The 12,998-nt window shown below is 63.1% G+C and carries 11 protein-coding genes; all 11 read right to left on the bottom strand.

The features are described 5' to 3' along the window. Positions 1–11: 11 nt before the first annotated feature. Positions 12–1,532, bottom strand: a complete 1,521-nt coding sequence (locus NKJ89_RS26690) for a peptidoglycan DD-metalloendopeptidase family protein (RefSeq protein ID WP_352606979.1) — start codon at positions 1,530–1,532, stop codon at positions 12–14. Positions 1,533–1,717: 185 nt separating this feature from the next. Beyond that, positions 1,718–2,371: a protein-L-isoaspartate(D-aspartate) O-methyltransferase gene (locus NKJ89_RS26685; protein WP_352606977.1), complete on the bottom strand. Its 654-nt coding sequence runs from the start codon at positions 2,369–2,371 to the stop codon at positions 1,718–1,720. After that, complete coding sequence (gene surE / locus NKJ89_RS26680) at positions 2,368–3,126, bottom strand: 5'/3'-nucleotidase SurE (protein WP_352606975.1); 759 nt, start codon at positions 3,124–3,126, stop codon at positions 2,368–2,370. The genes NKJ89_RS26685 and surE overlap by 4 nt, the downstream gene beginning before the upstream one ends. Beyond that, positions 3,126–4,430 (bottom strand): serine--tRNA ligase, encoded by a 1,305-nt coding sequence (gene serS, locus NKJ89_RS26675; RefSeq protein ID WP_352606973.1) that lies wholly within the window; start codon positions 4,428–4,430, stop codon positions 3,126–3,128. The genes surE and serS overlap by 1 nt, the downstream gene beginning before the upstream one ends. A gap of 187 nt (positions 4,431–4,617) precedes the next feature. Beyond that, a complete protein-coding gene (tatC, locus tag NKJ89_RS26670) occupies positions 4,618–5,493 on the bottom strand; it encodes a twin-arginine translocase subunit TatC (protein WP_023757620.1) in 876 nt (291 codons plus the stop codon). Further along, the gene (gene tatB / locus NKJ89_RS26665; RefSeq protein WP_352606971.1) at positions 5,490–6,290 is read right to left on the bottom strand and encodes a Sec-independent protein translocase protein TatB; all 801 of its coding nucleotides are present in this window, start codon (positions 6,288–6,290) and stop codon (positions 5,490–5,492) included. Before tatB ends, tatC begins: the two co-directional genes overlap by 4 nt. Before the next feature lie 29 nt (positions 6,291–6,319). Beyond that, on the bottom strand, positions 6,320–6,541 hold the full coding sequence (locus NKJ89_RS26660) for a twin-arginine translocase TatA/TatE family subunit (protein WP_013531295.1): 222 nt from the start codon (positions 6,539–6,541) through the stop codon (positions 6,320–6,322). A 167-nt stretch (positions 6,542–6,708) separates the two neighbouring features. Beyond that, on the bottom strand, positions 6,709–7,476 hold the full coding sequence (scpB, locus tag NKJ89_RS26655) for an SMC-Scp complex subunit ScpB (RefSeq protein ID WP_352606969.1): 768 nt from the start codon (positions 7,474–7,476) through the stop codon (positions 6,709–6,711). Further along, complete coding sequence (locus NKJ89_RS26650) at positions 7,473–8,273, bottom strand: segregation and condensation protein A (protein ID WP_352607052.1); 801 nt, start codon at positions 8,271–8,273, stop codon at positions 7,473–7,475. The genes scpB and NKJ89_RS26650 overlap by 4 nt, the downstream gene beginning before the upstream one ends. 61 nt (positions 8,274–8,334) lie before the next feature. Further along, positions 8,335–9,354, bottom strand: a complete 1,020-nt coding sequence (gene nagZ / locus NKJ89_RS26645) for a beta-N-acetylhexosaminidase (protein ID WP_352606967.1) — start codon at positions 9,352–9,354, stop codon at positions 8,335–8,337. 132 nt (positions 9,355–9,486) lie between these two features. Then, positions 9,487–12,939, bottom strand: coding sequence for an SPOR domain-containing protein (locus tag NKJ89_RS26640; RefSeq protein ID WP_352606965.1), 3,453 nt, complete (start codon positions 12,937–12,939; stop codon positions 9,487–9,489). Between the last annotated feature and the right edge of the window lie 59 nt (positions 12,940–12,998).

Raw genomic sequence — 12,998 nt, 5'->3', positions numbered from 1 at the left:
TTGCTTTTTTTCTATTCGAGGTAGCCCGACGGATCGACCGGGGCAGAGTTCTTGCGCACTTCGAAATGCAGCTTCGGCGAGTCCGTCGTGCCGCTCATGCCCGACAGTGCGATTTCTTGGCCGCGCTTGACCTTTTGGCCGCGCTGCACCTCGATAGAGCTGGCGTGACCATAGACGGTGACCAGGCCATTCTCGTGGCGCACCAGAACCGTGTTGCCGAATTCCTTGAGCCCGTCACCGGCATAGATGACGACGCCGTTCTCGGCCGCCTTGACCGGCGTTCCCGTCGGCACGGCGATGTCGACACCGTCCTTGCCCGACCCGAAACCGGAGATCACGCGGCCGCGCACCGGCCAGCGCATCTTGCCGATGCCGGTGGCGTCAGGCGCGACGGCATCGTCGTCCTCGGCCTGCTGGATGACTTTCGAGTCTTTCTTCGGCGGCGTGTAGGACGCCAGCGTTTCCGACGGCGTGGTCTTTGCCGCTGGCTGCGTGGTGGCCGTGGTCACCGGATCGATCTTGGCAGCCTTGGCGCTGGCGACCGTCGCGGCCCCACCAGTCGGCACCTTCAAGGTCTGGCCGATCTTGAGCAGTCCATCCTTCATCCCGTTGGCCTGCTTGAGAGCAACGACGCCAACGCCGGTCTTCCTGGCAATCGAAGACATCGTATCGCCCGACTGGACCGTGTAGGTGCCAGCAGTGCCAGTCGCCTTGGCGGCGGCCATCTGTGGCTTGGGCTCCTTGGGCTGGTTTGCGGCAGCCGACGTGTCGACCTGAGCGGCGGACTTGCCCTCCTTCAGCTTCGGTTGCTGGGGCAGCACCGCGACCTTCTCGGGTGCCGTGGCCGGCTGGTCGTGCTTGCCGTCTTTCGCCGGCTTGACCTCGGCGACTTTCGGCTCGCCTTTGTTCGAGTAGGCATAGGCTGGGATAACCAGCTTCTGGCCGGTCTTCAGACCCTTGGTCGCGCTCAGTCCGTTGACCTTCATGATCACGTCGGCCGGCACCTTGTAGTGCTGCGCTATGCCTGAAATCGTTTCACCGTCCCTGACGACGATCTCGGTCGCATGCGGCGTGCCAGCCGATGCCACGTGCGGTGCATCGGGCTGCGCAACCTTGAACGGCGATGCGGCCGGAGCGACGGTACCAGTCTTGGTCCTGTCGACATGCGGCGCCGGAGCCAATGCGGTGCGCATCGGCTTTGCGGCAGGCGCCAGAGCGGGAGCTGGTTGCGCCTGTGCAACGGGCGGCGGCAATGGCCGCGTCGAAACCGGCTCGAGGCTGGAGCGGCTGACCGACTGTGTGTGGCTGCCATCGATGGGGGCGGCCGCGACATCACCCGGATAGGGCTGCTGTACGGCATCCTGCTTGTTGATGATCGCGCGCTGATTGTTCGTCGAGGATGTAAAGACGTCGTCGACGCCATTGAACCGCGAAACCTGGGAACTGCATCCCGCAGCAGCACCCGCGACCACCAGTATGGCGCAGCCTCGCGCCAGATTGCGACCGTTTGTCTTCAAAACTCTGAGTTGCATCGCACTAACCCGCACATACCCGGTACAAACTAGGCATGATTAAAGCGCGTTAATGTTACTCGACGGTTAACCCCATGGAATCCGGCGAAATTTTTCTTAAAATATTAGAGGGTGTGCTGAGGGGAGATTTTCGTCAGCCGAGCCGGTGTCGAGGACGGGCGCGAAGCTGCCGTTTGCAACACCGTCTAAATGACGGCGGCCACGCTGCGCAGGATAGGCTGCAAGCGGACAAGGCCGATATCCTCACGCTCGAACCGGCTGCCGACCTTGGTCAGCTTGGCCAGCACCTGCTCGCCCTCCTCGGGCCCGATCGGGGCGATGACGATGCCGCCGCTCGACAATTGATCGAGCAGGAAGCGCGGAAGGCTGTCGAAGGCTGCCCATGCGACGATGCGATCGAACGGCCCTTCGTTCGGCAGCCCGCCGGAACCATCGGCCTGGCGCACGATGACATTGCCGATACCGAGCGCCTCGAAGCGCTGCCTGGCCTGCTCGACGAGCGTCTTGTAGCGATCGGTGGTGACGACCCGCGCCGCCAGCCGCGACATCACCGCCGAGGTATAGCCGGAGCCGGTGCCGATCTCGAGCACGCGGTTGCCCTGCTCGATGGCGAGCGCGGCGATCACCGCCGCCTGCATGTCCGCACCTTCGATCGCCTCGCCGCATTCAATCGGCAGCATGTGGTCCGACCAGGCGATCTGATGGAACTGGGCCGCCAGGAAGTCTCGCCGTGGCGTCGCCTCGAAGGCCGCGATCAACGCCTTCGGCACCGTCCCCCTGCCCCGCAGGCGCAACAGAAAGGCGGCAAAGCCTTCGCGGTCATCGAGGGCCTGGTTCATGCAAGCGCCTTGCTCAGTTGATCACGGATTTCATGCGCGGTCAGGTCTAGCTGCAGTGGCGTCACCGACACCAGCCTGTTGCGCAGAGCATAGAGGTCTGTGCCTTGCTTGCCTTCGACCGGCTCGCGGCCGAAGCGCAGCCAGTAATAAGGCAGGCCGCGCCCGTCGCGGCGCTCGTCGACCCACAGGCTATGCACCAGTTTGCCTTGCGAGGTGACGACCGTCCCGGCGACCTCTTCTGGAAGGCAGTTCGGAAAATTGACGTTCAGCAAAACACCGTCAGGCAACGGCGTCGCGACCAGTTTCTCCAGCAGCGCCGGCGCCAGTGCCTCGGTCGTCTCGTAAGGGACGACGCGGTCCTCGCCGACATAGCTGTAGCCCTGGCTGAGCGCGATCGAGCGGATGCCGAGCAGCGCGCCCTCCATGGCGCCGGCGACGGTGCCCGAATAGGTGACATCGTCGGCAATGTTGGCGCCGGAATTGATGCCGGACAGGATCAGGTCGGGTACGCCGGGAAGGATCTTCTTGACACCCATGATGACGCAATCGGTCGGCGTGCCGCGCACGGCAAAATGCTTCTCGCCGATCTTGCGCAGCCGCAGCGGTTCCGAGATCGACAGCGAATGGGCGTAGCCTGACTGATCCTGCTCCGGAGCCACCACCCAGACATCGTCGGACAGCGTTCGTGCGACGCGTTCGAGCGACGCCAGGCCCTCGGCATGAATGCCGTCGTCATTGGTCAGGAGGATGCGCATTATTTCGCTTCGATCTTTTCCAGACCGCCCATGTAAGGCCGCACCACTTCAGGAATGGTTACGCTGCCATCCTCATTCTGGTAATTTTCGATGACAGCTATGAGCGCGCGACCGACCGCGGTGCCCGAACCGTTGAGCGTATGGACGAAGCGGTTGCCCTTGCCGTCTTTGTCCTTGTAGCGGGCTTCCATGCGGCGCGCCTGGAAATCCCCGCACACCGAGCAGGACGAAATCTCGCGATAGGCGTTCTGGCCGGGCAGCCAGACCTCGATGTCGTAGGTCTTGCGCGCGCCAAAGCCCATGTCGCCGGTGCACAGTGTCACGGTGCGGAACGGCAGGCCGAGCCGCTTCAGCACTTCCTCGGCGCATTGCGTCATCCGCTCGTGTTCGGCGAGCGAGGACTCCTGATCGGTGATCGACACCAACTCGACCTTGTAGAATTGGTGCTGACGCAGCATGCCGCGCGTGTCGCGCCCGGCCGAACCCGCTTCCGAACGGAAGCACGGCGTCAGCGCCGTATAGCGCAGCGGCAGTTTTTCATGCGCGGTGATTTCTTCGCGCACCAAGTTGGTGAGCGGCACTTCGGCTGTTGGGATCAGGCCAAGCCTGCCCTCCCCGTGCGGCGTGAAGAACAGATCTTCCTCGAACTTCGGCAACTGGTTGGTGCCGAACAGAACGTCGTCCTTGACCATCAGTGGCGGGATGACTTCTTGGTAGCCATGCTCGGTCGTGTGCAGGTCGAGCATGAATTGTCCGAGCGCGCGTTCCATCCGCGCCAAGCCGCTTTTCAGCACGGTGAACCGCGAGCCTGACAGTTTTGCCGCCCTCTCGAAATCCATCATGCCGAGCGCTTCGCCGATCTCGAAATGCTCCTTCACCCAGTTCGGCGGTGTCGGCGCCTTGCCGACGACGCGCTTGACGACATTGTCGTGCTCGTCCTTGCCGACAGGCACGTCGTCGAGCGGCATGTTGGGCAGCACCGCAAGCGCATCGTTCAGCGCCTTGTCGAGTTCGCGTTCGCGCGCCTCGCCATTCTGGATGAAGGTCTTTATCTCGCCGACTTCGGCTTTCAGCTTCTCGGCAAGCGCTGCGTCGCCCGAGCGCATGGCGTTGCCGATCTCTTTCGAGGCGGCATTGCGGCGCTCCTGCCTGGTCTGCAATTCGGTGACGTGCTCGCGCCGCGCTTCGTCCGAGGCGATCAGCCCGTCGACCGTGGACTGCGCCTCACCGGCCGACCATGAGCGCTTGACCAGCGCCTCGACAAGGGCCTTCGGGTTGTCGCGAATCCATTTGATGTCAAGCATGGTTCATCCGTCCTCAGGGAGCATGTCGCCCAAAAGTGCGCAGCGGTTTGGGACAACGACATGCTCAAAACAAAACTGAAACGCAGCGCTTGATAGCGATGCGTTTCAGCAAGAGGGCGTAAACCGCATCCTTGATCGATGCAAGATGAGGCTAGGCAGCGGCAGCCGTTTTCCACGCAGCCCGGTATTAGGAGGCAGCAGGCGCCGGAGGCTCGTCTGGGGCTTTGTCCGCCACGGTTTCCGCTGTGTCCTGTCTCTCGCGCGCCACACGCTGCTTTTCCTGATCGCGCTCGATCAGCCGGGCAGCCCAGATGGAGACCTCGTAAAGAAGGATCGTCGGGAGGGCCAGGCCGATCTGGCTCATCGGATCGGGTGGTGTCAGCACCGCGGCGACGACGAAGGCAATGACGATTGCCCATTTGCGCTTCTCGGCCAGCGCCTTGGACGACAGCATGCCGACCCGCGTCATAAGGCTGGTCACCACCGGCAGCTGGAACACCAGGCCGAAGGAAAAGATCAGCGTCATGATCAGGCTGAGATATTCCGACACTTTCGGCAGCAGCGAAATCTGCACCTGTTCGTCGGTGCCGGTCTGCTGCATGGCGAGGAAGAACCACATCACCATCGGCGTGAAGAAGAAATAGACCAGAGACGCGCCCATCAGGAACAGGATCGGCGAAGCGATCAGGAACGGCAGGAAGGCGTTGCGCTCGTTCTTATAGAGGCCTGGAGCGATGAACTTGTAGATCTGCGTGGCGATCAGCGGAAAAGCGATCACCATGCCGCCGAACATTGCGAGCTTGACCTGGGTGAAGAAGAATTCCTGCGGCGCGGTGTAGATCAGCTCGACCTTGTGCGGATCGAGCCCTGCCCACTGCGTCGCCCATCTGAACGGCACGACCAGAAGGTTGAACAGCTTCTTGGCGAAGAAGAAACAGACGAGAAAGGCGACGAAGAAGCCGCCCAGCGACCAGATCAACCGCCGGCGCAACTCGATCAGATGCTCCATCAGCGGCGCCGACGATTTCTCGATCTCGTCCTTTTCCTTGTCCGAAACGCTCACTTGGCGGCTCCCGCCGTCTTCTTGGCCGCCGGTGTCTTGGCCGGCGTAGGCTTCGGATCGGCTTTCGCCACGGTCTTGCTCGCGATCGCCTTGGCCGCAGCAGGCTTCGCGGTTTTGCGCGTTTCAGCCTTTGCCGCCGCCACGGTCTTCGCTGGCGCTTTGGGCGTAGGCGGGGCCTTGGTGGCGATCGTTTTCGCCGGCGCAGGAGCCTTTGCGACATTCGCCGAAGCCGTGGCCGGTATTTTTGCAACCGGCATTGCCTTTGCCGGCGCAGCCTTGGCCACCTTCGCCGCGGACGCCTTTGGCGCCACGACCGGTACTGTCGGCAATGACGACGTCACCACCGAGTCATCGGCCATTGCCGGGAAAATTGGCGCTGCCAGCGTGGCTTCCGGCCCGTTGACGCCAGGCATGGTCGTAGCGCCATTCTTCAAAGGCTCGGCCGCCAGCGGTGTCGAAGCGGCAGGCATTGCCGGATCGGCCGCCGGCTTGGGCTTCATCGCCGCATCGACGCCGGAGCGAACGTCGGCCGCGGCCTGCTCGAACGGATTGAGCTGCTTCTTGATCTCGGCCATCGGGCTGAGGCCTCTGAGCTCGTCGACCGACTTCTTGACGTCGTCAAGCTCGGCTTCCTTCAGCGCTTCGTTGAACTGCTTCTGGAAATCGGACGCCATCGCGCGCAGCTTGGCCGTCGTGCGCCCGAAAGTGCGCAGCATATTAGGCAAATCCTTGGGCCCGACGACCACGATCATGACGATCGCGATGACCAGCATTTCGGTCCAGCCGACTTCAAACATGGCACTCTGTTCCGACTAGAACCCGTGGCTCAGCTCTTGCTGGCTTTTTCCTTCGCGGCCGCAACGGTCTCATCCGCACGGTGTTCGACGGTGCGCTTGTCTTCGGCAACGTCATCGTCGGCCATGCCCTTCTTGAAGCTCTTGATGCCCTTGGCCATGTCACCCATCAGCTCGGGAATCTTGCCGCGGCCGAACACCAGCAGCACGATCACCAGCACGATCATCCAATGCCAAATCGAAAATGAACCCATAGCAAATCTCTCTCGAACGTTTTCCCTGGCGATGATCTATGCGCTTTCGCGTAGGGATTCAAACACAACTGCGACAGAGTTTATGAAAGGGTGGCGGATGTCACGCGTTTTCAACGCGATGGCCCGCTACGAATCCGCGCATCCTCGACAGATTGGCAGCTAGCCAGTCAATCCTCCGTGACGCGCGGCGTCAGCAGGCCGAGTTCCTCGAGGTCGATGTCGGTCAGCGCGTCCTCGTCGTCGGTCAACGCGTCGGGATCGGCCGGCGGCTGCGGAATGGAGAAATTCGACGGCATACGGCCCGAAAGCAGCCCGGCCCCTTTCAGTTCCTCCATGCCCGGAAGATCGCGGATCTCCTCCAGCGCGAAATGATCAAGGAAGTTGTCGGTGGTGCCGTAAGTGACAGGGCGTCCCGGCGTTTTGCGCCGGCCGCGCATGCGCACCCATTCGGTTTCCAGCAGCGTGTCGAGCGTCCCTTTCGAGGTTTCGACGCCGCGGATGTCCTCTATTTCGGCGCGCGTCACTGGCTGGTGATAGGCAATGATCGCCAGCACTTCGAGCGCTGCGCGCGACAGCCTCCTTTGTTGGACAGTATCGCGGCTCATCAGGAAAGCCAGATCGCCGGCGGTGCGGAATGCCCAGGCATCTCCGACGCGCACCAGATTGACGCCGCGCCGGGCATAGATCTGGCGCAGTTCGGCCATGGCCAGGGCGACGTTGATGCCATCTGGCAGACGCGCCGCAAGCTGCTTTTCGCTGACAGGTTCAGCGCTGGCGAACACGATCGCCTCGGCCATGCGTACGGCTTCCGCCAGATGCAGCCGCTCGGCCGGATTCTGCACCTGTTGCTCTGAAGGATACTGGGAGAGCGATTCCTCTTCGGGTTCATCGCCGACCTTGAACGGGATAACCGAAGTGTTGGCGCGTTCGCTCATGATGCCACCTCGACTGCCTTGATTGCCTGCGCGCGGCCGCGCAGATAGATCGGAGCGAACACGTCGTCCTGCCGCATGTCCATCGTGCCTTCGCGCACCAGTTCCAGCGTGGCCGCGAAAGAGCTGGCGATCGCCGTGCGCCGCTCCTCGGGGCTGGTCATGTACACGATCAGGAAACTTTCCAGCGTCGCCCAGTCGTGCAGGGCTCCGACCAGGCGGGTCAGGATATCGCGCGCGTCCTTGAGCGACCAGACACCACGCCTGGCGATCGTCACATTGTTGATCGCCTGCTTCTGCCGCTGCTGCGCATAGGCGGTCAGGAGATCGTAGAGCGAGGCCGAATAGGCGTTACGCTTTTCGACGATGACCATTTCCGGCATGCCGCGCGCGAACACATCACGGCCGAGCCGGTTGCGGTTGACAAGGCGAGCCGAGGCGTCGCGCATGGCTTCCAGCCGCTTCAGCCGGAACTGCAGCACCGCCGCCAGTTCCTCGCCGCTTTCGCCCTCATCGCCCGGCTGTTTGGGGATCAGAAGCTTCGACTTGAGGAAAGCCAGCCACGCCGCCATCACCAGATAGTCGGCGGCAAGCTCGAGCCTGAGTGCCCTCGCCGTCTCGACAAAGGTCAGATATTGCTCGACCAGCGCCAGGATCGAAATGCGCGCCAGATCGACTTTCTGGGTGCGGGCGAGATGCAGCAGAAGATCGAGCGGACCTTCGAAGCCGGCCACGTCGACGACCAGCGACGGGTCGCCGGTGACGCGTGAATCGTCATTCTCGGCCCACAGACGGTCCATCGGTGCGGCCTTCGCGGCCTTGCTTTCCAATGTTTCCGCCACTTCCTCTCACTTCCCTTTTTTAAGCCACCGCATCGAAATAGGTGGCGAATTCAGCGCGTATCTCGGTTTCTTCCACCGTGTCGTGTTTCTTAATATAGGTCAGCGCCCGCTTTGCGCGCTCCAGCGATGTGCCTTCAAGCCCCGTGGTCCGCGATGCGATGCCGGCCATCTCCTCGAAAACGCCATTGCAGTGAAGGACCAGATCGCAGCCCGCCGCAAGGATCGAGGCCGCCTTTGTCGGGAAATCCCCAGAAAGTGCCTTCATCGAGGTGTCGTCGCTCATCAGCAGCCCGTCGAAGCCGATCTCGCGCCGGATGATCTCGTCGATGACCTTGCCGGAGGTGGTCGCCGGATTGTTGGGATCGATGGCGCTGTAGACGACATGCGCCGTCATCGCCATCGGCAGATGATTGAGCTCCCGGAACGGGGCGAAATCATGCCGCTGCAGATCGCTCAGCGAGGCATTGACCACAGGCAATTCGAAATGCGTGTCGGCAAAGGCGCGTCCATGGCCCGGAATGTGCTTCATGACCGGCAACACGCCGCCCGACATCAACCCTTCGGCCGCAGCGCGGCCGAGTTCGATCACCGGTCGCGGTTCCTTGCCATACGCACGCGCGCCGATGACATCGCTGGCGCCCTCGATCGGCACGTCGAGCACCGGCAGGCAATCCGCGGTGATGCCGTAGCGCAACAGGTCAAAGGCATGCAGCCGCGCCATCAGCCAGGCCGCGCGGGCGCCGGCATCATGGTCGTCGCGCCACAGCGCGCCGAGCGCACCACCGGCCGGATAGTTCGGCGCCAATGGCGGCCGCAGGCGCTGCACACGGCCGCCCTCCTGGTCGATGAACACCAGCGCGTCCGGACGCCCGATACAGTCGCGCATCTCGGCGACCAGATCGCGGATCTGTTCGGTCTCGCCGATGTTGCGCGCAAACAGGATGAAGGCCCAAGGGCATTCATTGCGATAGAAATTGATTTCTTCGCGGGTGAGCGATTTCCCGGCACAGCCGAGGATCATGGATTTTGATTCGGTCATGTCAGCAGTTTAGGGCTTCACACGATCAAAGGGAATCATCCGGATCACAAGCCGTCAAACGCCAGATCTGCTTTCCCCATAAAAAGCCGGCGCGGTGACCGCGCCGGCTTCTACAATTGGTTGGCTCCGGCTCTAGCGCGAGACGAAGCAGTTGCCGCCGGCGGCCTTGTAGCTGGTGCACAAATTGATCGCATCATTGCGCGACTGGGCCGGAACGCGCACGCGGTAGAACGTGCCCTTGCCGGCGATCTCGGCCTTGACGATGTTGGCGGTACGACCGGCGAGCACGCTGCCATAGCGGCGCTGCAGATCCTGATAGCTGGACTGGGCGCTCTCGACCGTCGGCTGTGAAGCAATCTGCATCGACCACGAGCCGCCGCCGGTCGCGGTCGACGCCGGATCGATGGACGCGACCTGATCGGGCTTGACCTCGCCGACGACATCAACCGGCTGGTCGGACGGACGCTGCGGCGCGACCGGAACCTTGGTCGGCGTGTTGGCGGACTGCGCCTTGGCCTCAGCCTTGGGCTTGGCTGTCGCTACCGGCGCTGCCGCCACCGGTGCTGCAGCCACCGGTTTGAGAGCCGGCCCATCATCTGCCTGGGCGGCGGCGGGCGCTACAGTGCCGGTCTGGTCCGCATCGGCCTTCGCCAACGGCGCAACATGCTGCGGCGCCGGGTCGACCGGCTCGGTTGCGGCCACTTGCGTCGCGGCCGGCGCCGGATCCTCACGCGGCACCAGCGAACCATCCGACTTGACCACCATGGTCCTCACCTTGCGCGGCGCAACGGCAACGACATCGGCGTTGGTACCCTTGTCGGCATCCTGCAGCACCTGCGCGATGCGATCCTCGGACTTGGGCGCGGGCGCTGTGTTGTCGGTCGAAGCGGCGCCGGCGGTCGGCACGGCGTTGCCGTCATCGGGTCCGATGGTGACTGCGGCGCCGGCGTTCTGGTCCGGCGAAAGATCGATGGCGCGGCTCGGATCCTTCGCCTGAACGTCCACCGGATCTTCGGTGTTGGTAACCAGTTTCTCCTGGACCGGCTCGGCGGGCTTCGCACCCCTGACCGCGTCATAGACCTTGTTGTCCTGGTTCGGTACCACGGCCCCGCCCGGATTCTCCGGCTTGACCTTGATAGGCGCGTTGTCGGCCTTAACGATCACGGGCGCTTCAGTGCCGCCCTTGCCGCCGAAAGACAGCGCAAAGGCGCCAAGGCCGCCTGCGACCGCCACCCCACCGACAATCGCGGCGATGAGCAGGCCACGTCCGCGCGAAGGCCTTGCAGCCTCACGCTCGCCGAGGCCCGGAACAGCCATCGCCTCATCGAGTTCGGGATCGTAGTCGAGTTCGTCGACGGTGAAATCGTCCGCCTGTGAAGCCGGCTGATTGCCGGGCAGACTGTCGAGATCGAAGCCGTCGGCGGCATCGGCATAACCTGTTGGCGCCGCCGTGCGGGCAGACACTTCCATCGGCCGCGCCGCATAGGTGCGCGCTTCCGGCTCATAACCCAGCGAGGCCCTGTCATAGCCCGGCTTGTCATAACCCGGCTTGACGCTGTCATAGCCCTGCTTGGCGTTGTCATAGCCCTGCTTGGCTGTGTCATAACCCGGCTTGAAACCCGCGGCGTAAGAATCATCTTCGTAAGACGCCACGTAGCGCGCGGTAGCGGGAGCGACCTCCACCGCGTTCATCTCGGAGAGAAGGCTGGAGAACTCGGCGTCGAGATCGTCATAGCCAGGCGACGCCGGCTGATCTTCCTCGAAATGCAGTTCCGGAATGTCGAGATCGTCCGCCAGCGCCACGACACGCTCGGGCACATCGACAGTCTCGACATCGGGCATGTCTTCGTAACGCGCTGACTGGCGCGATTGCGGCGCGGATACAGGGGCGACAGTTTCGACCGGCTCGGCCGAACGGTAGGACGTCACCCCGGCGACCGCCGAGGCTGTGGTCATGGGTGCCATCGAAGCGGCCGGCTGACCACCAACCGGAGGCTGAGCGCTAAATGAGGGCTGTTGCGGAACCGGCGTCACGCGGCTCCACGAACGGACTGGCTCGGGCGGCGTGGAACGCTCCGCCGGCCAATCGAGAGAATCCGTCGAATTGTCCCGGGAAGCGGACGCATCACGCGGGTCCAGGCTTTTGGCAAAGGCCGCGTCGAAGGCGTCATCGTCGAAATCGACATCACCATGTCCGGCAGCCTCCGAGCCCGGATCCCGATCTTCAGGTTCATCATGCAAAAGATCGTCGACATCGGCATCGGCCGCCTGGGCGGTGCCGAGGTGGTTAGGCTCCTCAGGAGCGGGTTCGTCAAGATCCCAGTCGAGCTCACCGACAACATCGGCCGGCTCCTCGGTGGTCTCTGCAGCCTCGGCGACAGGCGACTGCGCGGCGACAGCCGGCTGAGCCATGACCGGCTCCTCCTTGGCTACAGGCGCCGAGCGCGCGGTCATGGCGCCCAGCAGCGCATTCAACTCGTCTTCCAGGCTCCGTTCGTCCGCGATCGGGGTTTGCTCCGGCTCGGCTGCGATGACGTCTGGCGCCACCGGCTGGACCGGAGCGGCGACAAACTCAGTGGCCGGTTCTTCGACTGTTTCGGCGAACGTGTCGTCGAAATTCAGCTCGAAAACATCATCCGACCCTGCTTCAGCGCTGGGCGTCTCGCCCTTCGCATCCGCGCTATCGGCAAGCATATCATGCGCTTCCGGCTCCTCGGATGCGACCGGCTCGTCAGCGCGAACGTCAAAATCCATGTCGACATCCGCCATGCTGTCGTCGAGATGGCTGGCAAGATTTTCGTCGGAGGCAAAATTCTCGTCGGAGGCTTGGCCGTCAGGCGCAGCAGCCTGCTCCGGCATGGGGTACTCGACGGGATCGGCAGCCCTGTAGGCCTGTTTCGTCACCGAATGGTCGTCGAGCATCAACTCGTCTTCGAGCGAGATCGCAATCACATCGTCGAATTCATGATCGGAGGCAGCCGTCTCGACAGCAGGCGCGTCGTCAACAGCGTGCTGGACCTCTTCAGCTTCCTCGTCGATCCGGAAGTCATGGTCGAGCGACGCGGCAAGCTCGTCCGCCATCGGCTGATCGTCCTCGAAGGGCGAGACATCCTCAAGCGAACTGGCGACGGCATTGCCGAAATCAGCGTCGAAAGCCGGCTCGACGGACGGCGCGGCTTCGGCAGCGCCCGATTGGCTGGAGCCGGTAGCTTGGTCGTCGACGTCAGCCATGTCCAGATGGAAATCGTCGTCGAGCGAAACCGAAAACTCGTCGTCATCCTTTGCGCCGGCCTCAGCCGCTTCGAACGCCGGCTGATGCTCGAAAGTCCGCTCATGAGCCTCGGCAACCGGAACGGCGTCGCTGTCGTCAGCGCCGAACTCGGCCATCATTTCCTTCTCGAGATCGATATCGAAATCGCCCTCTTCCGCCCCGTGATCGGCGGCTGGGGCTTTCGGCTGCGCGGGCGACTGCGGCTTGACCGGCTGGCGCGGGTCGAACCCCATGATCCTGGTCAGTTCCGCGAACGGATCATCATCGGCGATGTCGTTGTTGTCGGCTACTCTCAGCTGGGTTCTGTCTGCCATTATTGTTCCCGAACTCGCACTCATTCGGACGCCATGGACGTCGCGTAGGGTTGGCCCTT

The organism is Mesorhizobium sp. M0047 (assembly GCF_040323315.1).
In the GTDB taxonomy this organism is placed as follows: Bacteria; Pseudomonadota; Alphaproteobacteria; order Rhizobiales; family Rhizobiaceae; genus Mesorhizobium.
This window is presented reverse-complemented; position numbering and strand designations above follow the sequence as displayed.